Source organism: Nitrosospira multiformis, assembly GCF_003050865.1.
GTDB classification, from domain to species: domain Bacteria; phylum Pseudomonadota; class Gammaproteobacteria; order Burkholderiales; family Nitrosomonadaceae; genus Nitrosospira; species Nitrosospira multiformis_E.
This window is the reverse complement of sequence record NZ_QAOK01000013.1, coordinates 38,653-63,897: the sequence shown is the minus strand read 5'-3', so window position 1 is coordinate 63,897 and position 25,245 is coordinate 38,653. Positions and strand designations below refer to the sequence as shown.

The window sequence follows — 25,245 nt, the reverse complement described above, 5'->3', positions numbered from 1 at the left end:
CGCGAGCTTCCATTGCCCCTGTTTTCAGACAGCGTATCCACTGTTTCTAATTTCTCCTGTCTCTTCCTCACTCAAAGGAGACGCTTCGCCGGTATCCAGCATGAGGCGCTGCTTCTTGCGGGTATTGTGAAAGGCCAAACCTGTACCTGCGGGAATAAGGCGTCCTACAATAACATTTTCTTTCAGCCCCCGCAGGTCATCCTTCTTGCCCATGATCGCCGCTTCGGTCAGCACTCGTGTAGTCTCCTGGAACGAGGCCGCGGAAATGAACGAGTCGGTGGAAAGTGAGGCTTTAGTGATGCCGAGCAGCATATATTCATAGGTTGCCGGCTTCTTGTCCTCTAATTCAATCTGTTCGTTTTCCGCAAGCATTTCGGCGCGTTCAACCTGTTCACCCGGAATGAAGCGCGTATCGCCGGAATCCACAATCTGCACACGGCGCAGCATCTGGCGCACTATCACCTCGATGTGCTTGTCGTTGATCTTGACGCCCTGCAAGCGGTACACATCCTGCACCTCGTCGGTAATATAGCGCGCCAGCGCTTCCACCCCCAGGAGACGGAGAATATCGTGTGGATCGGCAGGACCGTCGACGATACTTTCTCCTTTGTTCACCACCTGCCCATCGTGAGCAGTCACGTGCTTGTCCTTGGGAATGAGATATTCGTGCGACACTCCATCCAGATCCGTGATGACCAGCCGTTGCTTGCCCTTGGTATCCTTGCCGAAGGACACGATTCCGGTGACTTCTGCCAGTACGCCCGCATCCTTTGGGGAACGCGCTTCGAACAATTCCGCAACGCGAGGCAGGCCACCAGTAATGTCCCGCGTTTTCGAACTTTCCTGCGGAATACGCGCGAGAACCTCACCGACGCTGACCTGCTGCCCATCCCGGACAGTGATGATGGAACCCACCTGGAAGGTGATGTGAACCGGTAAATTACTGCCCGCCAGCACCTCCTTGCCCTCGTCATCCAGGAGCTTCACCATCGGGCGCAATCCCTTCGTTTGCACCACCCCACGGCGCTTCGGATCGATCACCACCAGCGTGGACAAACCGGTTACTTCATCTATCTGCTTGGCCACGGTCACGCCTTCTTCCACGTTCTCGAAGCGGACCTTGCCAGAGTATTCAGTAATGATTGGACGCGTGTGCGGATCCCAGGCCGCCAGCACCTGCCCAGCTTTCACGACTTCTCCGTCACGAATCAGCAAGGTCGCGCCGTACGGCGCCTTGTGCCGTTCCCGCTCACGCCCGTTGTCATCCTGAATCACCACTTCGCCGCTGCGGGAAATCGCGATCAGTTCATTACGTGCATTGGTCACATAGCGCATGCTCGGTGAATACCGCACAACACCGTTGGATTTGCTCTCGACCTGGCTTGCGACCGCTGTTCGGGAAGCCGCCCCTCCGATATGGAAAGTGCGCATGGTCAACTGAGTGCCAGGCTCACCGATCGACTGAGCGGCGATCACGCCCACTGCTTCGCCAACATTGACCGGTGTGCCGCGTCCCAGGTCGCGTCCATAACATTTGGCACACAGGCCATAGCGGGTTTCACAGGTAAGCGGGGTGCGGACCTTCACTTCATCTATACCCAGCATCTCAATGGCATCCACTGCATTTTCATCCAGCAGCATGCCTGCCGGGTAAATCACGGCCTGATGCTCCGGATTGATAATCTCATTGACCACTACACGGCCGAGGATACGTTCGCGCAATGCTTCGATGACCTCGCCACCTTCGACCAATGCCTTCATCACCACGCCATTGCTGGTGCCACAGTCCTCCTGGGTTACGACCAGATCCTGTGTCACATCGACAAGCCGGCGGGTAAGATAGCCTGAGTTAGCCGTCTTCAGCGCCGTATCGGCCAAGCCCTTGCGCGCACCGTGAGTGGAAATAAAGTACTGCAAGACGTTCAATCCTTCGCGGAAATTAGCCGTGATGGGCGTTTCGATGATTGAACCATCCGGCTTGGCCATCAGGCCCCGCATTCCTGCCAATTGACGGATCTGAGCAGCAGAACCGCGAGCGCCTGAATCCGCCATCATATAGATGGAATTGAACGATTCCTGAATCAAGGGCTTTCCTGACTCGCCCGTTTTAGCGGCTCCGGTTTCCGGATCTATGATCGGCTCGACTCCGAGCTGGTCCATCATTGCCTTTGCAACCTGGTCACCTGCGCGGCCCCATATGTCCACGACCTTGTTGTAACGTTCACCCTGGGTGACAAGACCGGACGTATACTGAAGCTCGATCTCCTGCACTTCCTTTTCGGAGGCACTGATGATTGCATCCTTCTGCACGGGGGTAAGCATATCGTCCAGGCAGATCGAAATCCCGGCGCGCGTCGCATAGCTGAAACCGGCATACATCAGCTTATCGGCAAAAATCACGGTTTCGCGCAGGCCGCAGCGGCGGAAGCTTGCATTGATGAGCTTGGAGATTTCTTTTTTCTTGAGCACCTTGTTGATCAACGGGAAAGGCAGCCCGGCAGGGAGAATCTCTGATAACAATGCGCGTCCTACCGTGGTTTCATACCGCGTGATCTTCTCGCGCCGCTCTCCATCCGCAACCAATTCGTATTCGGGGATCCTTACGGAAATCCGTGCATTCAGCTCGATAACGCGGTTCTCGTACGCGCGGGAAACTTCGCTGATATTGGCGAAATACATACCCTCACCCCGCGCATTGACCTTCTCGCGCGTGGTGGAGTACAGTCCCAGCACGATGTCCTGTGATGGCACGATAATGGGTTCCCCGTTAGCGGGCGACAAGACGTTGTTGGTCGACATCATCAGCGTGCGGCACTCCATTTGCGCTTCCAGCGAAAGCGGCACGTGGACCGCCATCTGATCGCCGTCAAAGTCCGCGTTGAAAGCGGCACATACCAACGGATGCAGTTGGATGGCCTTGCCTTCTATCAGGACCGGCTCAAACGCCTGAATACCCAGCCGATGCAAGGTCGGTGCCCGGTTCAGCATTACAGGATGCTCACGAATGACATCTTCCAGGATGTCCCACACGATCGGGCTTTCGTTTTCGACCTCACGTTTCGCAGCCTTTATCGTGCTCGCGATACCCATTATCTCCAGCTTGTTGAAGATAAAGGGTTTGAATAATTCCAGGGCCATTTTCTTGGGCAAACCGCACTGGTGCAGCTTGAGCTGCGGTCCCACTACAATGACCGACCGTCCGGAATAATCCACGCGTTTCCCAAGCAAGTTCTGGCGGAAGCGCCCGCCCTTGCCCTTGATCATGTCCGCAAGCGATTTCAGCGGGCGTTTGTTGGCGCCCGTCATGGCTTTGCCGCGACGGCCGTTATCCAGTAGTGAATCCACCGCTTCCTGCAGCATGCGCTTCTCGTTGCGCACGATAATTTCCGGCGCCTTCAGTTCGAGCAAACGTTTCAACCGGTTATTGCGGTTAATGACACGACGATACAAATCGTTGAGATCGGAAGTCGCAAAACGTCCTCCATCCAGCGGCACCAATGGCCGCAGTTCGGGAGGCAGCACGGGTAGCACGGCCAGAATCATCCATTCCGGTTTGATGCCGGATTTGCTGAATGCCTCCAACACTTTCAGGCGCTTCGAAATCTTCTTCATCTTCGTTTCGGAGCCAGTCGTTCCCATTTCGCGGCGAAGATTATCGATTTCTACACGAATATTCAGGGTATTCAATAGATCACGAATACCTTCCGCCCCCATACTGGCACGGAAATCATCCCCGTATTCCTCGGTTTTGGCCCGGTAATCGTCATCTGTCAGCAACTGGCATCGCTGGAGAGGCGTCAGGCCCGGATCCGTTACTACATACGCCTCGAAATAGAGCACCCGCTCTATGTCGCGCAAAGTCATATCCAGCACCATCCCCAACCTGGATGGCAGGGATTTCAGGAACCAGATGTGCGCCACCGGGGATGCCAGTTCGATATGACCCATGCGTTCGCGCCGCACTTTGGATAACGTGACCTCGACACCACATTTCTCGCAGATCACGCCGCGATGTTTCAAACGCTTGTACTTTCCGCAAAGGCACTCGTAATCCTTTACCGGACCGAATATTTTTGCACAGAACAGGCCGTCTCGCTCGGGCTTGAACGTACGATAATTGATGGTTTCCGGCTTCTTCACCTCACCATAGGACCAGGAACGTATTTTCTCGGGAGAAGCCAGACCGATCTTGATCGAATCGAACTCTTCTTTCTGGGTAACCTGTTTGAATAAATCAAGCAGTGCTTTCATTTGTCACTCCTGTTGATCAGGGGTCTATGCAAAAAATTATCCGGTGAAAAAGCAAAGGCAGCAAAAAATTATCTGATTCTCGTACCTCCAGAATAAAAATTGCTAATGCCGCTCCAGGTCGATATCCATGGCCAGCGACCGGATTTCCTTCACCAGCACGTTGAAGGATTCCGGCATGCCCGCATCGATCTTATGGTCGCCCTTCACAATGCTCTCGTATACTTTCGTGCGCCCGTTCACATCGTCCGACTTGACTGTCAGCATTTCCTGCAGCGTATAGGCGGCACCGTACGCTTCGAGCGCCCACACCTCCATTTCTCCGAAACGCTGGCCGCCGAACTGGGCTTTGCCTCCGAGCGGCTGCTGAGTGACCAGACTGTAGGGGCCGGTTGACCGGGCGTGCATCTTGTCGTCCACCAGGTGGTGCAGCTTCAACACATGCATGTAACCGACGGTAACCGGGCGATCGAAGGCCTCCCCGGTACGGCCGTCATAAAGGCTCACCTGTCCCGAACGCGGCAAACCGGCAAGTTCGAGCATGTCCTTGATTTCCTGCTCCGTGGCGCCATCAAATACCGGTGTGGCAAAGGGCACTCCATCCTGGAGGTTTTCTGCCAGATCCACGATTTCCACGTCGGTCAAGGAGTTGATATCTTCCGGTTTTCCACTGGTGTTATATATCTTGTCAAGAAAGGCTCGAAGCTCGGCGGCTTCCTTGCCTGCGCGCAGCATTTCGCCGATCTTCTGTCCCAGACCTTTGGCCGCCCAGCCAAGATGCGTCTCCAGGATCTGTCCCACGTTCATGCGTGACGGCACGCCCAACGGATTCAGCACCACGTCCACGGGAGTGCCATCGGCCATATAAGGCATATCTTCCACTGGCACGATCTTCGAAATGACACCCTTATTGCCGTGACGGCCGGCCATTTTGTCTCCCGGTTGAAGGCGCCGCTTCACCGCGACGTATACCTTGACCATTTTCTGCACGCCTGGAGGCAACTCATCGCCCTGGGTGAGCTTCTTTTTCTTCTCCTCGAAGGCCGCATCGAATGCCTTGCGTTTTTGCGCCAGCCCCTCTTCGATCTGTTCGAGCTGTACGCTCGCCCCTTCATCCGCCAGCCGTATGTCGAACCAATGGTGCGGGTCGTTGCTTTCCAGATATTCCTTTGTGATGGCCGCACCTTTGGCAAGCTTCTTAGGGCCGCCAGTGACAATCTTGCCGATGAGCAGGCGCTCGATCCGGACAAATGCGTCAGCTTCCACGATTCGCATCTGATCGGCCAGATCTTTCTTGTACCGCTTCAACTCATCGTCAATGATTTGCTGCGCACGCTTGTCCCGTTCGATACCTTCCCGGGTAAAGACCTGTACATCAATCACCGTTCCGGAGATGCCGGACGGCACTCGCAGGGAAGTATCCTTCACATCCGAAGCTTTCTCACCAAAAATTGCGCGCAACAGTTTTTCTTCCGGAGTAAGCTGGGTTTCACCCTTGGGCGTCACTTTACCCACCAGCACATCACCGGCTTCCACCTCGGCTCCGATATGCACAATGCCTGAAGCATCCAGACGGCCTAGCTGTGCCTCTGAGAGGTTTGAAATATCGCCGGTAATTTCTTCGGTTCCAAGCTTGGTATCGCGGCTTACCACCGACAATTCTTCGATATGAATGGAGGTAAAGCGATCATCCGCCACAATACGCTCGGAAATGAGAATGGAATCTTCGAAGTTGTAACCGGTCCACGGCATAAACGCGACCAGCATGTTCTGCCCCAGCGCGAGTTCACCCTTGTCGGTGGAAGCACCGTCCGCCACAACATCTCCGCGTGCGATCACGTCGCCCACCTTCACCAGCGGCCGCTGGTTGATATTGGTGTTCTGGTTTGAGCGCGTATATTTCGTGAGGTTGTAGATGTCTACGCCCACTTCACCCGCACGGGTCTCGACGTCGTGCACCCGCACCACGATACGGCCCGCGTCAACATAATCCACCACGCCGCCCCGCACCGCTTTTACGGCAGTGCCGGAGTCGACAGCTACGACCCGCTCGATTCCCGTTCCGACCAGAGGTTTCTCGGCCCGCAGGCAGGGCACCGCCTGCCGCTGCATGTTGGAGCCCATCAATGCCCGGTTGGCGTCATCATGCTCCAGGAAAGGAATCAGCGAGGCAGCGACCGAGACAATCTGTGCAGGCGCTACGTCCATATATTCAATCCGGTCGGGAGTCGCCAGGGTAAACTCGTTCTTATGGCGACAGGAAACGATGTCATTGATAAATCTGCCGTCTCCATCCAGTTCGGCGTTTGCCTGGGCAATTACATATTGCCCTTCCTCAATGGCTGAAAGAAAATGAATCTCATCAGTGACCAGACCATTTGTTACCTTGCGATAAGGCGTTTCCATAAAGCCGTATTCATTGGTCTGGGCATATAACGCCAGCGAGTTGATCAAACCAATGTTGGGACCTTCTGGCGTTTCGATCGGACATACCCGGCCATAGTGAGTCGGGTGCACGTCACGTACCTCAAACCCCGCCCTCTCGCGCGTCAGGCCACCGGGTCCAAGCGCGGACACACGGCGTTTGTGCGTGATTTCAGAGAGTGGATTGGTCTGGTCCATGAATTGCGATAGCTGGCTGGACCCGAAGAATTCACGCACCGCCGCAGATACCGGCTTGGCATTGATCAGGTCATGAGGCATCAAATTCTCTGATTCAGCCTGGCTCAGGCGCTCTTTTACTGCTCTTTCGACCCTCACCAGGCCAGAGCGAAACTGGTTTTCCGCCAATTCACCGACGGAGCGTACGCGACGATTGCCCAGGTGATCGATATCATCAATTTCCCCCCGACCGTTACGGAGTTCCACCAGAATCCTGATCACCGCAATGATATCTTCGTTGGATAGCGTAGTCGCTCCATCCAGCTCGGTCTTACCGACCCTGCGATTGAATTTCATTCGCCCGACCACTGAAAGGTCATAGCGTTCGGGGGCATAGAACAATCCGGTGAAGAGCGCTTTGACTGCCTCCTCAGTAGGGGGTTCACCCGGGCGCATCATGCGGTAGATTGCAACCTGCGCCGCCATCTCATCTGCGGTTTCGTCTATCTTGAGAGTTTGCGATATATATGCGCCCTGATCGAGATCATTGGTATAAATCGTACGGATCTCTTCCACATCGGCATCCCGCAGTTTGCCCAGCAAGGTTTCCGTAATCTCATCATTGGCAAGCGCGAGAATTTCTCCCGTTTCCTTATCCACTACGTTGTGGGCCAGCACCCGCCCCAACAGGAAATCTTCCGGCACCTCAAGCCTGTCTATGTCGGCCTGCTGCATTTCGCGCACATGCTTTACAGTAATGCGCTTGTCCTTCTGGACGATGACCTTGCCGTTTTTCGACAGGATATCGAAGCGCGCGGTATCACCCCGCAAACGCTCCGGTAACAGTTCAAAAAGAATACTTTTCCGCGATATATGGAAAGAGTCAAAAGAAAAGAAATTCTCCAGGATCTGCTCGGGCGTGTATCCAATGGCCTTCAGCAATACGGTAATAGGCATTTTGCGGCGCCTGTCGACCCGAAAATAGAGGTAATCCTTGGGATCAAACTCAAAATCAAGCCAGGAACCGCGGTAAGGGATGATACGGGCGGAAAAAAGCAATTTACCGGACGAATGCGTTTTACCGCGATCGTGCTCGAAAAATACTCCGGGCGAACGATGCAACTGGGACACGATCACGCGTTCAGTGCCGTTAATCACAAATGAACCGGTGTTCGTCATGAGCGGAATCTCGCCCATGTAAACTTCCTGCTCCTTTACTTCCCTGACGGTCGGTTTGGATGCCTCCTTATCCATAATGGTCAAGCGCACCTTCGCCCGCAGGGGAGAAGCATAGGTAAGACCGCGTTGTTGACACTCCTTTACGTCGAAAGGAGGTACACCGAGTACGTAGTTGACGAAATCGAGGCGTGCATTCCTGGAATGGCTCTCGATCGGGAAGATCGACAGGAAGGCGGCTTGCAATCCCTCCGGAGCGCGTTTATCGGGGTCGACACTGGCTTGCAGGAAAGCAGCGTAAGATTCGATTTGCGTAGCGAGAAGAAAGGGAATCGGCAAGACGCTTGCGCGCTTGGCGAAACTTTTACGAATACGTTTTTTCTCGGTAAACGAATAACTCATGGAATCTCCGGGAGATCAGAAGATGGATTGACAGAAAATAGAGAACAGAGTACTTGTTTTGGCTAGCGCACTTCGTGTTCTGCCGCACAAACACGCCATCAAAATCCAAAAAACGCCAGAACCGGCGGCATGAGTAATGCCGCCGGCTTTTCTTACTGTTTTTCTTTTATTTGATTTCAGCAGTGGCGCCTGCTTCAGCAAGCTGCTTCTGGATGGCTTCCGCATCCGCTTTGGCAATACCTTCCTTGACTGGCTTGGGTGCGCCGTCCACCAGATCTTTTGCTTCTTTCAAGCCAAGCCCGGTAACGGCACGCACCACCTTGATCACATTTACCTTGCTTTCACCCACTGCGGTCAGCATCACGGTAAATTCAGTTTGTTCCTCTACGGGTGCCGCCCCGGCACCTGCTGCGGGCGCCGCTGCCACAACTGCGGCAGCGGCAGCGGAAACACCGAACTTCTCTTCCATTTCCTTGATGAGCTGGGAAAGCTCCAGCACAGTCATATTTGCAATCGCATCCAAAATTTCTGCTTTGGCTATAGCCATGATTTTCTCCTGATAATTAATCCAATAACTATGATGGTGTAACGGTCCCAAAGTAACTCAAAGCGACTGGGCCCCGGATCAAGCGGTTTCTTTCTGGTCGCGAACAGCAGCGAGGCCACGAACAAAACGTGCGGGAACTTCATTCAAGGTCCGCACAAAATTGGCGGCAGGCGCCTGCATCGTGCCCAGCAGCTTGGCAAGAAGCTCCTCGCGACTTGGCAGAGAGGCCAGACTGGCAATCTCACTGCTGGAAATCACATGGTTTGCCATGGCGCCAGCCTTGATTACCAGTTTGTCGTTGCCTTTCGAAAACTCATGCAGCACCTTGGCCGCCGCCACCGGATCACTGCCAATGCCGTAAGCGAGAGGCCCCACCATATGCTCGGATAATCCGGAAAACGGGGTATCCGAAACCGCTCTGCGTGCCAGCGAGTTTTTAAGCACCCGGAAATATATTCCCGACTGCCGTGCCTTCGCCCGCAGTTGCGTCATATGGCCGACCCCCAGCCCGCGGTACTCCGCGATGATGATGGCCTGCGCTTTGGCTACCTGCTCACTCACTTCGGCGACCACCGCTTTTTTCTCATCTAAATTTAGACTCAAGGTACTTCTCCATCAGTTAAAATGCGGCGGTAAGTGTGGTATGCTGGCTTGGGAAGCTTAACTTCGGATTGACCCGAGATTCTGACCTCCTCCCCCGTACCTGATCTCACACCGCGAAACCGGCGACCTTAAATCAGGAGTTGGATCTTTTCCTGTTTCTGGGTACGCCATCTGCGCTGGGTAGCAGGGAAATACGGAAAGTGCAACCCGGCATGGAACACCGGCTGCAAGCCCCTTCACCATGCAGATTAAGTTTTGGACAATGGCTCACTCAATAATAAACTGAGCAACAGATTGAGCGAGTCACCTCGCCTGCCATGCCAATACCCCAGCGGTCTTTGATAACCCGCCGGAAAAGCGTCCTGCCTTTCCCGACGGCCCAAAGTCTTACAATATTTATAAACAGGGAATCCAGCGCATGCACCTATCGCATGCTTGTCTGATCCACGCGCACGCCTATTCCCATTGTGCTCGAGACTGATATCTTCCTTAGATAGATGCCTTTGGATGCAGCAGGCTTGGATTTATTGAGCGCATCGATCAGCGCCATCATATTCTGGGTCAGGGCATCCACCGTGAACGAGGCTCGTCCGATGGTGCACTGTACGATACCTCCTTTGTCGGCGCGATACTGAACTTGACCGGCTTTCGCGTTTCTTACCGCACCGGCTACATCCGGCGTTACCGTCCCCACCTTGGGATTTGGCATCAAGCCGCGTGGACCGAGTATCTGCCCCAGTTGCCCTACAACACGCATTGCATCGGGACTGGCGATAGCCACATCGAATTCGATATTGCCCGCCTTGATCTGCTCGGCGAGGTCTTCAAAGCCGACAATATCTGCCCCCGCTGCCGCCGCTTCGCGGGCCTTGTCGCCCTGCGCGAATACAGCCACCCGCACGGTCTTTCCCGTCCCCGCAGGCAACACCACAGACCCACGCACTGCCTGGTCAGATTTTTTTGCGTCTATCCCAAGATTAACGGCCACATCGATGGACTCGTCGAACTTCGCGATCGCTGTTTCCCTGACAAGATTGAGTGCATCCTGCAACGGGTAATATCTTGTGCGATCCACTTTTTCCGAGATCGCCTTGAGACGTTTGGATATGCGCGCCACGTTATGCGCCCTCCACTTCTATACCCATGCTGCGAGCACTACCCGCAATGGTGCGAACTGCCGCGTCCATGTCTGCGGCAGTCAAATCCGGCATCTTTATCTGGGCGATTTCTTCCATTTGCTTCCGTGTCAACCGACCTATCTTATCTGTATGAGGTTTCGCGCTTCCCTTGCCAACTCCCGCTGCCTTCTTTATCAGCACGGTAGCGGGTGTGGTCTTCATGGTGAAGGTGAAGCTCTTGTCGGCATAGGCCGTTATGACGACCGGAACCGGCAGGCCGACTTCCATTTTCTGCGTTGCCGCATTGAATGCCTTGCAGAACTCCATGATATTGAGTCCCCGCTGCCCCAGAGCGGGTCCTATTGGCGGGCTGGGATTTGCCTTCCCCGCCGGCACCTGCAACTTGATATAGCCGACTATTTTCTTTGCCATTTGCTCTCCTATCGGGTTCAAACGAGCCTTTGAGGCTCTCCCCGTTTAATAATATGCGATATGCAATATGTGACCGAGGCCTTCCGATGCTTCCGGAAACCTTTACTGCCCTAGGCTTTCTCGACCTGGCTGAAATCCAGTTCCACAGGTGTGGGACGCCCAAAAATGGACACTGAAACCCGGAGCTTGCTTTTGTCGTAATTGACGTCCTCCACGTTGCCGTGAAAGTCCGTAAATGGCCCTTCCTTGACACGAACCGCCTCGCCCGTTTCGAAAAGAATCTTGGGCTTGGGTTTTTCCACCCCTTCCTGAATCTGATGGAGAATGTTCTGCACTTCCTTCTCGCTGATAGGCGTAGGATTCATGGCCGTACCGCCAATGAAGCCCGTCACCTTCGGCGTGTTTTTGACCAGGTGCCATGTTTCGTCGGTCATCTCCATCTCGACCAGCACATAGCCTGGGAAAAATTTCCGTTCGCTGAGATTTTTCTGCCCTGCTTTCATCTCGATGACTTCTTCCACAGGAACGAGTATCTGTCCGAACTTGTCCAGCATTCCAGCGCGACTGATCCGCTCCTTCAGCGTACGCTGCACACTCTTCTCGAAACCGGAGTAGGCATGAACCACATACCACTTCTTATCCATCACCCTTCCTGTCCCATGAGATATTTCACCGCCAGCAGCAGGCCTGCGTCTATCATCCACAGGAACATGGCCATTACCAGAACGAAGGCAAAAACGATACCCGTCGTCTGCACCGTTTCCTTCCGGTTCGGCCATACCACCTTCTTGGTCTCTTCCCACGATTCCCTGCTGAACGCGTAAAACTGCTTGCCCTGAGTGGTAAACGACACCACCACGGTCGCAAGAACGAGGCCTCCGAGAACTGAAATGACGCGAATTACCATTGCGTTATCGCTCAGGTAATAAAATCCGGCAATACCCGCAATCAGCAGCAGAAGCGCGAATCCCAACTTGATCTTATCCACTAACCTATCCCACTCTGCCTTTTAATGCCTGCCAGCAGACGAAGCGGTGCGCGAGCAAAATTCATGCGCAACCTCACTGCACGACCTGATACCACGACGTATTACGAGGCCCTGCTTCCCCTGGAAACATGCAGTTATTGATGATTTTGAAATGACATTTCCTGATGGCAGGCCAGGAGGGCATCGAACCCCCAACCTTCGGTTTTGGAGACCGACGCTCTGCCAATTGAGCTACTGGCCTGTGCTTTGAACAAAGACAAAAAAATGAAAGACTCACCTGAGTTCATATGAATGCAAGCCTCTTTCTGAGTGCAAGGCTCTTCAACGATGGAGTCGACCTCGGGCAAGACGCTATTCGATAATTTTTGCCACGACACCTGCGCCAACGGTCCTGCCGCCTTCACGAATCGCAAAACGCAGGCCTTCTTCCATCGCAATCGGCGCAATCAGGTTTACCGTCACCGATACATTGTCCCCAGGCATCACCATCTCCGTGCCCCCAGGCAACTCGATTGCACCCGTCACATCCGTCGTCCGGAAGTAAAACTGCGGCCGGTATCCCTGGAAAAAGGGAGTATGACGCCCACCCTCTTCCTTGCTCAGAACATAAATCTCGGCTGTGAACTTGGTATGCGGGGTGATGGTCCCAGGCTTGGACAGCACCTGTCCGCGCTCCACTTCTTCGCGCTTGGTGCCCCGCAGCAACACACCCACGTTGTCTCCTGCCTGCCCCTGGTCCAGAAGCTTGCGAAACATCTCAACGCCCGTGCAAACAGTCTTGATAGTGGGCTTCAAGCCTACTATCTCGATGTCTTCCCCTACCTTGATGACCCCACGCTCAACGCGCCCCGTCACCACCGTCCCACGACCAGATATGGAAAAAACGTCTTCAACCGGCATCAGAAAAGTCCCGTCCACCGCCCGCTGAGGCTCCGGAATGTAGCTGTCCAGCGCTGCCGCCAACTTGTAGATGGAGGGCTCGCCTATGTCGCTCTGGTCGCCTTCCAGCGCCTTCAGGGCAGAACCAATCACTATCGGGGTGTCATCCCCGGGAAAACTGTATTTGGACAGCAACTCGCGCACTTCCATTTCCACCAACTCCAGAAGTTCCGCATCGTCCACCATGTCCGCCTTGTTCATATAGACGATAATGTAGGGAACCCCTACCTGCCGCGCCAGAAGAATGTGCTCCCGCGTCTGCGGCATCGGTCCATCCGCCGCTGACACCACCAGAATCGCACCATCCATCTGGGCTGCACCCGTAATCATGTTCTTCACATAGTCCGCGTGTCCAGGACAGTCAACGTGCGCGTAATGCCGCTTCTCCGTCTCATACTCCACGTGCGAGGTGTTGATCGTGATGCCCCGCGCCTTCTCTTCAGGCGCCGAGTCTATCTGCGCATAACTCTTCGCCTCGCCACCAAACTTCTTCGCCAATACCATCGTGATCGCCGCCGTCAACGTGGTCTTGCCGTGGTCCACGTGTCCTATCGTCCCTACGTTGATGTGCGGCTTCGTCCGCTCAAATTTGCTCTTTGCCATGATGATCCTTTTTAAAGCATTTTTTTGAGTTCTGTAATCGACGCCTATGGAGCCCATGGCCAGGATTGAACTGGCGACCTCTCCCTTACCAAGGGAGTGCTCTGCCACTGAGCTACATGGGCAAGCACGTCCTTGCCTAAACAATACCCCGCAACAATTTTGCCAATTTTCTAATGTTTTTAATTAACGCTCATTTCTCCGCTTCAAGTCTGGAGCGGGTGAAGGGAATCGAACCCTCGTCGTAAGCTTGGAAGGCTTCTGCTCTACCATTGAGCTACACCCGCATCGGGCACGATCAGGACCAGAAAATCCAGTGAAGCATTCAACAGCTCTTCGGAGAAAAAATCATCGAACCGCACAGCCAACGCACCATCTGCGCTCCCATTCACCAGAACCAGACCCGCCACGCAAAGCGATCAAGACACAAAAATCTCAAGACACAAAAATCTCGAGACACAAAAAACTACAACGCCCGCATTATCAGCTTCTGATCTGGTGGAGGGGGAAGGATTCGAACCTTCGAAGGCAGAGCCGTCAGATTTACAGTCTGATCCCTTTGACCGCTCGGGAACCCCTCCAAACGAAACCGTTAATTGTGAATGTTTCATGCGGATAAGTCAACGTGGATTTCAGGGTTTTTACTCTGGTATCGGCGTTATCCGCGCGAGGGGAAAACAACGAGTTGAGTTGCTGAATCGGGTAGAATTCGCATTCCCGCGGCGAGGCAGCCACGCGCGAAAATCGGTGATCAGTGTGTCGAACCCTGACGCAATCCCAAAAGCTCTACCTCGAAAATCAGGGTAGCGTTTGACGGGATAGCTCCCCGCCCTTCCGGTCCGTAGGCCAACTGGGGCGGAATGATCAACGTGCGCTGGCCTCCCACTTTCATCCCGATCACGCCCCGATCCCAACCTTTGATGACCCGCCCCGCGCCGATCAGAAACGAGAAAGGCATACCACGGTCGCGCGAGCTGTCGAACTTCTCACCCTTTTTGTCAGGAGCGCTCGCATCGTAAAGCCAGCCTGTATAGTGCACCTCAACCATCTTGCCCACCGCCGCTTCTTCGCCGCTCCCTATTTTGGTATCCTGCTTGATGAGCTGCGTCACGGCTGATGCGCCCTGCCCCGTTTCCGAAACGGCGGATTGGGGCAACAGCAACGCACCCAACATGAATATTCCCAAACTGATCAGTGTATTTACTCTGGACATGAGGACCTCGAAAATTGAAATGAAAACCTTCCATACTTACTGCCTCTTATTATACCGTCAACCCGTAGGGCGACTGTAGCGTCATGAAGGCTTTCGTTCAGGGATTCCTTGCTCATTGCTCATTGCTCATGTACTCATTTAATCGAGGCGCAAAGCGTATGAAGGAGAGTTCATGCAGGATCGCTTAAGCGAAAAGGTCGAAGAGGTATTTACCAGCAAAGAGACGTGTTCCAGGCAGGCGGGAGGATCACCTGCGCGCCTGCATGACTCGCGCCTTGTGCGCTCCCTCTACCTCGTGGCCGGATTCGTTGCCCTGATACTCGGCGTAGTGGGAATTGTGCTGCCAGTACTCCCGACAACCCCTTTCGTGCTGCTGGCAGCCGCCTGTTTTGCCCGCAGTTCCACGCACTTCCACGACAAGCTCCTCTCCAATCCCATCACCGGTCCCATTATTCGCGAATGGATGGAGCATCACAGCATTCCGCGCAAAGTGAAGCGTTGGGTATATCTGTTGCTGGTGCTGTCGCTGGGGAGTTCGGTCCTGATGATGCCCTCTGTCTGGCATCAGGGGATGCTCGTTCTGCTGGGTGTCATCCTGATAGCCTTCATCTGGCGAATTCCGGTCAGAGAACCGGATGCTGACACATGACGAGCATGGCCGCGCTGCCGCCCGATGGCAAGACGGCAATTACAGGCTGCAAGCTTCTATCCCACACTGGGGGAACACCTGCTTCCAGGCATATGAGTGCTTCCGTCGGCTCCTCCAGGCTCCCCGGGCGGCACGCGTCCTCCCCGAGAGGACGCATTGCTGCAAAATGTTTACGCTTCCTGAATAATCCTGACTCAATATTGCTGGGAAGCCTCTTGCGGTTCGGCAACGTAGATTTCAACCCGCCGATTCCTTGCCCTGTTCTGAGGTGTGTCATTGGCGACAATAGGCTCCCGGGAGCCGCGACCATCAATCCTTATGCGGTTTGGAGAAACCCCTCGACTCACCAGATAATCCCGCGTGCTGGCCGCCCGGTTCACGGAGAGGGGATTATTGATCGCATCGCTGCCAGAGCTGTCCGTATGGCCGATAATGGTCACCACTGTAGCAGGATTATTGTTCAGGCCGGTGGCAAAACTATCCAGTACCGGCTTGAAGTTCGGCCTGATGCCTGCACGGCCGGCATCAAATGAAATATCGCTGGGAATATCCAGTTTCAGTCTGTTATCCGGAGTTTTTACAACTTGTACTCCTGTTCCCGCTGTGGCCTGCTCCATTTCCTGTTTCTGCTCTTCCATTCTCCGGGACCAAACGTTTCCGGCGATGGCACCGAGGCCAGCCCCGGCCGCTGCACCGATTGCCGCGCCTTTCCCCTTACCCGCAATTGCTCCGATCAATGCGCCTGTACCAGCACCGATGCCCGCGCCGATGGCAGTGTCTCTCGTTCTGGTGCTCTGGATTTCGGGTGAGCTTGCGCAGCCACCCAATGCCAGGACTATTGCTATTGAAATAACCGATAATTGATTACGCATGACTTCTCCTGTTTTGTGGGGAATTATTGCTTGAGAACTCCTGCTATCGCTCTTCAGCGGTTCCTTAGACTTTAGCAGAGTTGCAGGCATATTCAACGGCAGATGCAATTCACTCTTGAGCATCAACCGCTTGCCGACTGGCGATCTGGGCTGACTGAGGTCACCCTACGTCGGCATGGTTTGTTTCTTGTGGAGGGGAAAACGATTTTCTTCGATCGGGATTCCGGCCCGTAAAATTTTGCCTCACCCTCTCGGATGATGCATTTGGTGGATTCTTTTCAATCTTTCGCGTGCGACATGAGTGTATATCTGTGTGGTTGAAATATCCGCATGGCCGAGCAGCAGTTGCACCACACGCAGATCAGCACCATGATTGAGCAGATGAGTCGCAAAGGCATGACGCAATCCATGCGGCGACAACGGCTTCGTGATACCGGCCTGCCGCGCATAGCGTTTAATCAGATACCAGAAAGCCTGACGAGTCATGCCTGCGCCGCGGTAAGTGACGAACAGCGCATTACTTGATTTTCCATCCAGCAGGGCAGGGCGGATTTCCTTGAGGTAGCGGATCACCCATTCCAGCGCCTCTTCCCCCAGCGGCGTCAGGCGCTCTTTTCCGCCCTTCCCCATGATGCGCACCACGCCCATGTCCAGGCTGATCTGCCCGCTTTCCAGGCTTACAAGCTCTGAAACCCGGAGGCCGCTGGCATAGAGCACCTCGAGCATGGCGCGATCCCGCAATCCCAACGGAAGGTTCACAGCGGGTGCGCCAAGGAGGGCTTCCACGTCAGTCTCGGTCAAGCTCACCGGCAGACTGCGAGGAACCCTGGGTGTATCGATGTTGAGGGTGGGATCTGCATTGATCTTTCCCTGGCGCAACAGAAAGCGGTAAAACCGCTTTAGGCTCGAGAGCTCGCGGCTGGTGGTGCTGGCCTTGATTCCAGCGGAAAACCTCCCCGTCATGAATCCCAGCAGATCGGAATGCGTGACCGTCAGGAAACTGCTATCGCCCGGCTTCTGTCGGGCGAACCAATCACCGAACTGCTCCAGATCGCTGCGATAGCTCTCCATTGTATTGCGCGAGAGCCCATCTTCCAGCCACAGCGCATCGCAGAATTCGTCGAGCAGTTCCGCGTCCTGCTCAGATACCCTCATGCTGCAATAGCCAGCGCTTAATGGCGAGCGGCAATCCATCGCTGGCGTTCATGAATCCTCCAAGGCTCCCGCTTTTGGCGATAACACGATGACAGGGAATAACGATGGGCAACCGGTTGGCTCCGCAGGCCTGGCCTACTGCGCGCGGGGCGGAATGCAGTTCCATTGCGATAGCGGCATAACTGCGCGTCGCGCCAGCCGGAATATCCTGGATGGCTTGCCAGACACGACGCTGGTGAATCGTTCCGCCAACGTGCAATGACAAATCGAACGCGAAACCAGGATCGGCAAGGTATGCCTGTAATTGATTACATACTTCCATGGCGAGAGGATTTTGCGGAGCGAGAGTGGGCGTATCCGGCGGCAGATATTCTATATCTGTCAGCCAGTCTTCGTCCGTGCGAAGGCCGAGCACGGCAAACGGTGTGGCAAGCTTGGCCTGATAATCTTCTGGGGGCTTCACCCGCCGTATCGACTTCTGTCTGATCATCCATTCCTCCCCCATCGCTCTGACAACTCCGGCACTGCCGCTCACCGTTACAGCCGCATTGCAGGGTGAACAGGAATTCTATTACGAGATTTTTTGAAACGGCGTGTATCTGCTTTGACTTTATGCGAATAGTCCGGCGATAATCGAAGCATTATCCGGTTTGAACAATCTGCCCGCAAGCCTTGAATCGAGGAGCAAGCTGTGAAATTTAATATAAAGAACGGAACACCCGAGAAACAGCGCAGTGCCTGTGTGGTTGCAGGCATTTTCGAACAACAAAAATTAACCCCTGCTGCCGAAGCCCTGGATAAATCCGCAAACGGCTACATTACCGGCATCCTGGGCCGGGGAGATATGAAGGGCAAAGCAGGCTCGACGCTGATGCTCCATAACGTGCCCAACAGCGCCTGCGAGCGCGTATTACTGGTGGGGCTCGGCAAAGAGCAGGAACTCGGCGACAAGGGATACCGCGATGCAGTACGGGCAGTGTTCAAGGCGCTATCTGACACCAGCGCTGCCGATGCCACCCTGTTTCTGCTGGAAGCGCCCGTAAAAAACCGCGATCTCTCCTGGAAAGTCCTGCAAATCGCAGTCGGCGGACTGGAGAGCATGTACCGCTTCGACCGGCTGAAAAGCAAGGTCGAGGAAGCCGAACCGAAGCTGCACAAAATTACCCTCGGTGTCATCAAGCCGCTCACCGGAGAGGAACAGGCCGCCAGTGAGGAGGCTCTGCAGCAAGGACTGGCCGTGGCCGATGGCATGAGCCTGGCCAAGGATCTGGGCAATCTTGCGCCTAATATCTGCACCCCTACCTATCTTGCGGAGCAGGCCATGGATATGGCCAAGACCTATAAGCTCAAGGTGACGGTGCTGGAGCAAAAGGATATGGAGAATCTTGGCATGGGCGCATTGCTGGCCGTGGCTCGCGGTAGCCGCCAGCCTCCCAAGCTGATTGCTCTGGAATATTGGGGTGGGGCGAAGAAGGGAAAACCTGTTGTGCTGGTAGGAAAAGGTGTCACCTTCGATACGGGCGGCATTTCCCTCAAGCCAGCGGCGGAAATGGATGAAATGAAGTACGACATGTGCGGGGCCGCCACCGTACTGGGCACCATTCACGCTGTTGCAAAAATGGGCCTTCCAGTCAGTGTGGTCGGCATTATTCCAGCCACCGAAAACATGCCCGGCGGCAATGCCACCAAACCTGGCGACGTCGTCACGAGCATGTCGGGACAAACCATAGAAATTCTCAATACGGATGCCGAAGGCAGGCTGATCCTGTGCGATGCGCTGGCCTACACCGAACGCTACGAACCGGAAGCGGTAATCGATGTTGCCACGCTCACCGGCGCCTGTGTCATAGCGCTCGGTCACGTTGCCTCGGGCCTGTTGAGCAATGATGACGAACTGGCCCGGGAACTGCTGGACGCCTCGGAGCGCGCGGGGGATCGCGCCTGGCGCCTGCCGCTGTTCGACGAATATCAGGAGCAACTGAAAAGTAATTTCGCCGATATAGCCAATATCGGAGGCCGTGCTGCGGGCACCATTACCGCCGCCTGCTTCCTGTCGCGGTTCACCAAAAAATATCGCTGGGCGCATCTCGACATAGCCGGCACGGGCTGGAAATCCGGCAAGGAAAAAGGCGCGACCGGCCGCCCGGTACCGCTGCTCACCCAGTTTCTGATCAGCCGGACTACCAGACAATCCGGTAACACCGGCGAGACCGGCAGCCGCAAGGGCCGGCGCAAATCGAAGGAATGACGGAAATCGACTTCTACTCGGGCGAGGGGGACCGGCTCCATACCGCCTGCCGTCTGGTTGCAACAGCAGCGCGGAAAGGATTCAAGGTCATGATTTACGCGCCTGACATGACTACAGTCGAGCAGATCGATAAATTGCTATGGACTTTCTCTGCGATTGATTTTATTCCACACTGCAAGGCAGGCGACAAGCTGGCTGAGTTCACGCCGGTAATACTCAGCGATAGTGGAAGGAATCCGCCGCACGATGATGTATTGCTCAACCTGGGTCCTGAGAATCCCCCTTTCTTCAGCCGCTTCCGGCGACTGATTGAAATTGCCGGCAACACGGATGAAGATACCCGGGCGGCAAGGAAACGCTACCGGTTCTATCAGGACCGTGGCTACGAAATACGGCATCATCGCCTGAGCTCCGTATAGCCTGGCGGCTCATCAAATCACGCCACAGGCATCAATTCCCGGGATTCCGCCACCTCCCTTTACCAGCCGGCATTTCAATGAGAAACAGCAAAAAAGCTTCGCAGGGTGAATATGACGAAATTCTGCACAAACTGGAAATACTGCTGAGCAGGCACCAGGACATATCATCCACGCCACTGACTGAAAACGATAGCCACTTGACCGCCGGCTCATCCCGTTTGTCCGGAACCGCGACGAAGCAGGCACGGGCAGACAATATCCCCACCCTCACAGAGGTCGCCGCCAGGCAGTCCCCGTCCGGTACCAGCATACCCACCCTCACGGAAGTCATGCATTCCACGCCCTCGACACTTTCCCCTACCGATATAACCGTACTGCTGGAGAAAATTCTGGATGAGGCGCTGAATGAAACCGGCACCGCCTTGAATCCGAATGCACGCACGGCACTGATACAGACCCTGAAATCGCGCCTGTTCGGTCTTTGAAAGCGATAGTGGAGCAGGCGTCCATTCCGGCCCGTCGTGCTTGACCTGGAAATGAGCAGGATCAGCGGCGGCACATCGGTACTAGGCTTTGCTTCCCGACTTCTGCCACCATACCAGAAACCCGACCAGGCCCAGGCCCGCGAATATCAGCATATAGGCGTTGGGTTTGGGAATATTGGCAATAACGATCACCTGTCCCGCGTTATTGATGCTGATGGCGCCCGTTATAACATATCCCGGCGGCAACCAGGTCAGTGAATTGAGGTCTGTCATGCCTACGCCATTGGGACCGGTGATAAAGGCATGCTCATCACCGGTAGCCATGGTGGACCATCCCACCACCTGTCCGGCATCGTTGATGTCAGTGGCGATACTGTAACCTCCACCCAGCGTCCCGAGATCGGTCATCCCCACGCCATTGGGGCCGGTGATGAAAGCGTGCGTATAACCAGCAGCCGTGCTGGAATCTCCCACCGCCTGCCCGGCATCATTGATGCCATAGGCGACACTGGAGTCTCCACCAAGCGTCCCGAGATCGGTCATCCCTACGCCATTGGGGCCAGTGATGAAAGCGTGCCTCACGCCTCTCCCAACCACCTGCCCCGCATCATTGATATCGTGAGCAACAGTTGTGAGTCCATCCGGCAGGCTTCCCAGGTGGGTCATACCCACGCCATTGGGACCGGTGATGAAAGCGTGCCGATACTCCTTGACGGTGTACCCCGCCACCTGGCCAGCATTATTGATGCTGGTGGCGTAACTGGCATGTTCTCCCAGCGTCCCCAGGTCTGTCATGCCCACACCGTTAGGCCCGGTAATAAATGCATGCAAATTACCTGTGGCTGTCTGCGAGTACCCTACCACCTGCCCGGCATCATTAATGCCAAAGGTTACGCTGGAACCACCACCCAGCGTCTTGAGATCGGTTCTGCCAGCGCCGTTGGGACCGGTGATGAAAGCGTGCCGATATTCCTTGGCGGTGTACCCCGCCACCTGGCCAACGTTATTGATGCCAGTAGCGTTACCAGTCATTCCACTCGGCACAAGAGTGATCAGTCGGTTGCTGTTGAGGTCCAGAATGTATAAACATTGTAGCTGTGCAAAGGCAGGGAAAACAAAGCACAATCCGGTACTTAAGGCCAACAGCGGGATCAAGCTCTGCATTCTGGAATTACTGGTCATTTTCATCATTCTCTCTCCAGTAAATGGTTTTCAGAGATGCGAGGCTTCCCGATTTGATGAAACATGCTGGCAACGCTCCTCTTCGCGCCACATGACTCTCACCTGCCATTACAACAATCCAGCTTAAAATCTGTCAGGCAAAAAATATATGAGCCGATCGGTCTATCCAGTCAGGGCAAAGCGCTGTGTTTTGAGCAGTAATGAAAACTCAAGCTGAGACACGGGTTTGGTGAGTTATCAACAGACCTGTCCACGCCAATCGGGGAAAACCTTGATCGGAATCTACGTTCCAGTGACGTTCAAAGCACGCCATTATTGATTGGGCTGGCTTCCGGTTTGGCTGGATTCCCGCTCAGACCCGGAATGACGAGATCCATAGTATTTTCTGGCTGGATCAATAGGGATGGCGGGACAGATTCCCAATGCTTTCACGGAATGCTCCTGACCGGACAAGATGGGGGCACAGTTAAGAGGGAGAGCTGCGCTGCCGGACCTTGCGCCTTCCGTTATAATTGCGGGTTTTCCGCCAAACGATCGACAGTATGGAACTCGAAAAAAGCTTTGATCCCCGGACTATCGAATGCCGCTGGTATTCGCGCTGGGAGGCCGAGGGCCATTTCCGGCCTGGACCGACGGGGACTGCTGGTAATCAAGCCCCTGCATACTGCATCATGCTGCCGCCGCCCAACGTAACCGGCACGCTGCACATGGGACATGCCTTTCAACATACCTTGATGGATGCGCTGACGCGTTATCACCGCATGCGTGGAGATAACACATTATGGCAGCCGGGCACCGACCACGCCGGAATTGCCACCCAGATCGTGGTGGAACGCCAACTGGATCAGCAGAACATTGACCGGCGCACTCTGGGACGTGAAGCGTTTCTCGCCCGCGTGTGGGAATGGAAAGAGGAATCCGGCTCCACCATCAGCCGCCAGATGCGCCGTATGGGCGCCTCCTGCGACTGGTCGCGGGAACGCTTCACTATGGATGAAGGGCTCTCCCGCGCCGTGACTGAAGTTTTCGTGCGGCTTTATCGCGAAGGCCTCATTTACCGCGGGGAACGTTTGGTGAACTGGGACCCTGTGCTGCAAACTGCCGTTTCCGACCTCGAAGTGGTATCGGTAGAAGAAGAAGGATCGCTCTGGCATATTCTTTATCCCTTCGAAAAGGATGCCGGAGGGAATCAGGATGGGGCAAAACCGGAAGGACTGATTATTGCCACTACCCGCCCGGAAACCATGCTGGGCGATATGGCGGTAGCCGTGCATCCCGACGATGAGCGCTACCGGCATCTGATCGGCCGCCACGTCCGCCTGCCATTATGCGAGCGCAGCATACCCATCATCGCAGACGCCTATGTCGACCCGGCATTCGGCACGGGGTGCGTCAAGATCACTCCCGCGCACGATTTCAACGACTACCAGATAGGACAGCGGCACAAACTCGTTCCGCTCGGTATTCTTACCTTGGATGGAAAGATCAATGACCTGGCGCCCGCCGAGTATCAGGGATTGGATCGTTTTGCGGCCCGCAGGAAAATTGTCGCCGATCTGGAAGGACAGAATCTGCTGGTTGAAACAAAACCGCACAAGCTGATGGTGCCGCGCGGTGATCGCACCCAGGCTGTCGTTGAACCGATGCTTACCGATCAATGGTATGTCAGCATGAACGGGCTGGCGAGGCAGGGCCTGGAGGCGGTGGCGAGCGGGGAAGTGAAATTCATTCCGGAAAACTGGACACACGTATATGACCAGTGGCTCGAAAATATCCAGGACTGGTGTATTTCCCGCCAATTATGGTGGGGCCATCGGATTCCCGCATGGTATGACGAGGACAATAACATCTTTGTCGCGCACAGCCTGGAGGAAGCGCAACAGCTGGCGGACGGGCGCAAGCTGGTGCAGGACGAGGATGTGCTGGATACCTGGTTTTCATCCGCACTGTGGCCATTCTCCACGTTGGGTTGGCCGGAAAAAACACCGGAGCTTGAAACATTTCTGCCGACCTCGGTTCTGGTTACCGGCTTCGACATCATTTTTTTCTGGGTAGCGCGCATGGTGATGATGTCCCTGCATTTCACCGGCAAAGTGCCTTTCCGGGAGGTATATATCACCGGCCTCATCCGCGATGCGGAAGGGCATAAGATGAGCAAATCCAGAGGCAATGTGCTGGACCCACTGGATCTTATCGACGGCATTGCACTGCCGGATCTGATCGCTAAGCGCACCAGCGGCCTAATGAACCCGCGGCAGGCCGAATCTATCGAAAAAACCACGCGTAAGCAGTTTCCGGAGGGAATCGCGGCGTTCGGCGCAGACGCGCTGCGCTTTACTTTTGCCAGCCTCGCCTCTCACGGCCGCGACATCAAGTTCGATATGCAGCGCTGCGAAGGCTACCGGAATTTCTGCAACAAGCTCTGGAATGCGGCGCGCTACGTGCTGATGAATTGCGAGGGCAAAGATACCGGTCTGGCGGAATCGGCGCCTCTGGAATATTCGGATGCCGACCGCTGGATCATCAGCCGGCTGCAACAGGCGGAAACCGCGGTCGCGCAGGCTTATCAGGATTACCGTTTTGACATGGCAGCCCGCGAAATCTACGAATTCGTCTGGGATGAGTATTGCGACTGGTATCTGGAGTTCGCCAAGGTACAGCTGAATTCCGGCAACGAAGTGGTACAGCGCACTACCCGCCGCATCCTGGCTCGTGTCCTGGAAACGGCTTTAAGACTCGCCCACCCCCTCATTCCATTTATTACCGAAGAGCTGTGGCAAAGCGTGGCTCCGCTCGCTGGCAAGCAAGGGGCGAGCATCATGTTGCAGCCTTATCCTGAAGCCGATCCCTCCAAATTCGATGAAGCCGCGACCGGGAATATCGCTGCGCTCAAGGAAATGATCAACGCCTGCCGCACACTGCGGGGTGAAATGAACCTTTCCCCGGCATCGAGGGTACCGCTTCTGGCTGCAGGCGACGGAAAAACACTCGCCAGCTTTTCTCCCTATCTGAAGGCGCTGGCCAAATTATCGGATGTCGAAATCGAACAGAATCTGCCCCCCGCCGAAGCACCGGTGGCGATCGTGGGTGAATTCAGACTGATGCTGAAAATCGAGATTGATATTGCTGCGGAGCGTGAGCGGCTGACCAAAGAGCTTGATCGTGTCCAGGCGGAAATGGAGAAGGCGCAAGCCAAGCTCGCCAACAGTAATTTTTTGGCGCGCGCGCCGGCAAAGGTGGTGGAGCAGGAAAAAGAACGCCTTGCCAGTTTCGGTGCGACATTGGGGAAACTGAAAGAGCAACTTCAGAAACTGGGTTGCTGAATCGGGTCAAAAAGTTCAAGAGGCGGATGGCCTGCGCTATAATCC

At 55.0% G+C, this 25,245-nt stretch carries 20 protein-coding genes and 4 tRNA genes; 5 read left to right on the top strand and 19 right to left on the bottom strand.

All coding sequences use genetic code 11. From position 1 onward, the window contains the following. Nucleotides 1-24 precede the first annotated feature (24 nt). The 15 genes from rpoC to C8R21_RS08345 all read right to left on the bottom strand — a co-directional run bounded on the left by rpoC (nt 25) and on the right by C8R21_RS08345 (nt 14,867). The gene (gene rpoC / locus C8R21_RS08410) at nt 25-4,251 is read right to left on the bottom strand and encodes a DNA-directed RNA polymerase subunit beta' (protein ID WP_107762295.1); all 4,227 of its coding nucleotides are present in this window, start codon (nt 4,249-4,251) and stop codon (nt 25-27) included. 102 nt (nt 4,252-4,353) lie between these two features. Further along, nucleotides 4,354-8,427, bottom strand: a complete 4,074-nt coding sequence (gene rpoB / locus C8R21_RS08405) for a DNA-directed RNA polymerase subunit beta (protein WP_107762294.1) — start codon at nt 8,425-8,427, stop codon at nt 4,354-4,356. Nucleotides 8,428-8,593: 166 nt separating this feature from the next. After that, the gene (rplL, locus tag C8R21_RS08400; protein ID WP_107762293.1) at nt 8,594-8,974 is read right to left on the bottom strand and encodes a 50S ribosomal protein L7/L12; all 381 of its coding nucleotides are present in this window, start codon (nt 8,972-8,974) and stop codon (nt 8,594-8,596) included. Nucleotides 8,975-9,052: 78 nt separating this feature from the next. Then, nucleotides 9,053-9,577, bottom strand: coding sequence for a 50S ribosomal protein L10 (gene rplJ, locus C8R21_RS08395; protein ID WP_107762292.1), 525 nt, complete (start codon nt 9,575-9,577; stop codon nt 9,053-9,055). Nucleotides 9,578-10,001: 424 nt separating this feature from the next. Beyond that, nucleotides 10,002-10,694: a 50S ribosomal protein L1 gene (gene rplA / locus C8R21_RS08390; protein ID WP_074971993.1), complete on the bottom strand. Its 693-nt coding sequence runs from the start codon at nt 10,692-10,694 to the stop codon at nt 10,002-10,004. Nucleotide 10,695: 1 nt separating this feature from the next. Continuing rightward, nucleotides 10,696-11,127, bottom strand: a complete 432-nt coding sequence (gene rplK, locus C8R21_RS08385; protein ID WP_011380112.1) for a 50S ribosomal protein L11 — start codon at nt 11,125-11,127, stop codon at nt 10,696-10,698. Nucleotides 11,128-11,237: 110 nt separating this feature from the next. Then, nucleotides 11,238-11,771, bottom strand: a complete 534-nt coding sequence (gene nusG, locus C8R21_RS08380; RefSeq protein ID WP_074971995.1) for a transcription termination/antitermination protein NusG — start codon at nt 11,769-11,771, stop codon at nt 11,238-11,240. Then, on the bottom strand, nt 11,771-12,115 hold the full coding sequence (gene secE / locus C8R21_RS08375) for a preprotein translocase subunit SecE (RefSeq protein WP_074971997.1): 345 nt from the start codon (nt 12,113-12,115) through the stop codon (nt 11,771-11,773). Before secE ends, nusG begins: the two co-directional genes overlap by 1 nt. Before the next feature lie 165 nt (nt 12,116-12,280). Beyond that, nucleotides 12,281-12,356: transfer RNA gene (locus tag C8R21_RS08370), tRNA-Trp, on the bottom strand. A gap of 110 nt (nt 12,357-12,466) precedes the next feature. Further along, nucleotides 12,467-13,657 (bottom strand): elongation factor Tu, encoded by a 1,191-nt coding sequence (gene tuf / locus C8R21_RS08365; RefSeq protein ID WP_107762298.1) that lies wholly within the window; start codon nt 13,655-13,657, stop codon nt 12,467-12,469. A 47-nt stretch (nt 13,658-13,704) separates the two neighbouring features. Further along, nucleotides 13,705-13,779, bottom strand: a tRNA-Thr gene (locus C8R21_RS08360). Between the two features lie 88 nt (nt 13,780-13,867). Next, a tRNA-Gly gene (locus C8R21_RS08355) sits at nt 13,868-13,941 on the bottom strand. After that, complete coding sequence (locus C8R21_RS15880) at nt 13,921-14,064, bottom strand: hypothetical protein (RefSeq protein ID WP_166636953.1); 144 nt, start codon at nt 14,062-14,064, stop codon at nt 13,921-13,923. Before C8R21_RS15880 ends, C8R21_RS08355 begins: the two co-directional genes overlap by 21 nt. Nucleotides 14,065-14,150: 86 nt before the next feature. Then, nucleotides 14,151-14,235, bottom strand: a tRNA-Tyr gene (locus C8R21_RS08350). A gap of 170 nt (nt 14,236-14,405) precedes the next feature. Next, the gene (locus tag C8R21_RS08345) at nt 14,406-14,867 is read right to left on the bottom strand and encodes an FKBP-type peptidyl-prolyl cis-trans isomerase (protein ID WP_107762291.1); all 462 of its coding nucleotides are present in this window, start codon (nt 14,865-14,867) and stop codon (nt 14,406-14,408) included. 172 nt (nt 14,868-15,039) lie between these two features. Between C8R21_RS08345 and C8R21_RS08340 the strand changes: the two genes are divergently transcribed. Continuing rightward, nucleotides 15,040-15,516, top strand: a complete 477-nt coding sequence (locus C8R21_RS08340) for a YbaN family protein (protein ID WP_107762290.1) — start codon at nt 15,040-15,042, stop codon at nt 15,514-15,516. Between the two features lie 194 nt (nt 15,517-15,710). On the opposite strand, the gene C8R21_RS08335 is transcribed toward C8R21_RS08340, so the two are convergent. The 3 genes from C8R21_RS08335 to C8R21_RS08325 all read right to left on the bottom strand — a co-directional run bounded on the left by C8R21_RS08335 (nt 15,711) and on the right by C8R21_RS08325 (nt 18,033). After that, on the bottom strand, nt 15,711-16,388 hold the full coding sequence (locus C8R21_RS08335; RefSeq protein ID WP_107762289.1) for an OmpA family protein: 678 nt from the start codon (nt 16,386-16,388) through the stop codon (nt 15,711-15,713). 243 nt (nt 16,389-16,631) lie between these two features. Next, nucleotides 16,632-17,543 (bottom strand): site-specific tyrosine recombinase XerD, encoded by a 912-nt coding sequence (gene xerD / locus C8R21_RS08330; RefSeq protein ID WP_107762288.1) that lies wholly within the window; start codon nt 17,541-17,543, stop codon nt 16,632-16,634. Next, complete coding sequence (locus C8R21_RS08325) at nt 17,530-18,033, bottom strand: methylated-DNA--[protein]-cysteine S-methyltransferase (protein WP_107762287.1); 504 nt, start codon at nt 18,031-18,033, stop codon at nt 17,530-17,532. The genes xerD and C8R21_RS08325 overlap by 14 nt, the downstream gene beginning before the upstream one ends. Before the next feature lie 201 nt (nt 18,034-18,234). On the opposite strand from C8R21_RS08325, the gene C8R21_RS08320 reads away from it, so the two are divergent. The 3 genes from C8R21_RS08320 to C8R21_RS08310 all read left to right on the top strand — a co-directional run bounded on the left by C8R21_RS08320 (nt 18,235) and on the right by C8R21_RS08310 (nt 20,695). Then, entirely contained in the window at nt 18,235-19,791 is a 1,557-nt protein-coding gene (locus tag C8R21_RS08320) for a leucyl aminopeptidase (protein ID WP_107762286.1), read from the top strand. Then, nucleotides 19,788-20,210, top strand: coding sequence for a DNA polymerase III subunit chi (locus C8R21_RS08315; protein WP_107762285.1), 423 nt, complete (start codon nt 19,788-19,790; stop codon nt 20,208-20,210). The genes C8R21_RS08320 and C8R21_RS08315 overlap by 4 nt, the downstream gene beginning before the upstream one ends. A 77-nt stretch (nt 20,211-20,287) precedes the next feature. Next, nucleotides 20,288-20,695 (top strand): hypothetical protein, encoded by a 408-nt coding sequence (locus C8R21_RS08310; protein ID WP_107762284.1) that lies wholly within the window; start codon nt 20,288-20,290, stop codon nt 20,693-20,695. An 81-nt stretch (nt 20,696-20,776) separates the two neighbouring features. Here the strand turns inward: C8R21_RS08310 and C8R21_RS08305 are convergent, their stop codons facing one another. Then, nucleotides 20,777-21,727: an HAF repeat-containing protein gene (locus tag C8R21_RS08305; protein WP_258192324.1), complete on the bottom strand. Its 951-nt coding sequence runs from the start codon at nt 21,725-21,727 to the stop codon at nt 20,777-20,779. A gap of 692 nt (nt 21,728-22,419) precedes the next feature. Between C8R21_RS08305 and C8R21_RS08300 the strand changes: the two genes are divergently transcribed. After that, nucleotides 22,420-25,200, top strand: coding sequence for a valine--tRNA ligase (locus C8R21_RS08300; protein WP_107762316.1), 2,781 nt, complete (start codon nt 22,420-22,422; stop codon nt 25,198-25,200). Nucleotides 25,201-25,245: the final 45 nt, after the last annotated feature.

Coding starts and splice junctions, on each gene's coding strand:
- rpoC (WP_107762295.1), bottom strand. CDS start 4,251: ATGAAAGCACTGCTTGATTTATTCAAACAGGTTACCCAGAAAGAAGAG.
- rpoB (WP_107762294.1), bottom strand. CDS start 8,427: ATGAGTTATTCGTTTACCGAGAAAAAACGTATTCGTAAAAGTTTCGCC.
- rplL (WP_107762293.1), bottom strand. CDS start 8,974: ATGGCTATAGCCAAAGCAGAAATTTTGGATGCGATTGCAAATATGACT.
- rplK (WP_011380112.1), bottom strand. CDS start 11,127: ATGGCAAAGAAAATAGTCGGCTATATCAAGTTGCAGGTGCCGGCGGGG.
- nusG (WP_074971995.1), bottom strand. CDS start 11,771: ATGGATAAGAAGTGGTATGTGGTTCATGCCTACTCCGGTTTCGAGAAG.
- tuf (WP_107762298.1), bottom strand. CDS start 13,657: ATGGCAAAGAGCAAATTTGAGCGGACGAAGCCGCACATCAACGTAGGG.
- C8R21_RS08345 (WP_107762291.1), bottom strand. CDS start 14,867: ATGTCCAGAGTAAATACACTGATCAGTTTGGGAATATTCATGTTGGGT.
- C8R21_RS08340 (WP_107762290.1), top strand. CDS start 15,040: ATGCAGGATCGCTTAAGCGAAAAGGTCGAAGAGGTATTTACCAGCAAA.
- C8R21_RS08335 (WP_107762289.1), bottom strand. CDS start 16,388: ATGCGTAATCAATTATCGGTTATTTCAATAGCAATAGTCCTGGCATTG.
- xerD (WP_107762288.1), bottom strand. CDS start 17,543: ATGAGGGTATCTGAGCAGGACGCGGAACTGCTCGACGAATTCTGCGAT.
- C8R21_RS08325 (WP_107762287.1), bottom strand. CDS start 18,033: ATGATCAGACAGAAGTCGATACGGCGGGTGAAGCCCCCAGAAGATTAT.
- C8R21_RS08315 (WP_107762285.1), top strand. CDS start 19,788: ATGACGGAAATCGACTTCTACTCGGGCGAGGGGGACCGGCTCCATACC.
- C8R21_RS08310 (WP_107762284.1), top strand. CDS start 20,288: ATGAGAAACAGCAAAAAAGCTTCGCAGGGTGAATATGACGAAATTCTG.
- C8R21_RS08305 (WP_258192324.1), bottom strand. CDS start 21,727: ATGACTGGTAACGCTACTGGCATCAATAACGTTGGCCAGGTGGCGGGG.
- C8R21_RS08300 (WP_107762316.1), top strand. CDS start 22,420: ATGGAACTCGAAAAAAGCTTTGATCCCCGGACTATCGAATGCCGCTGG.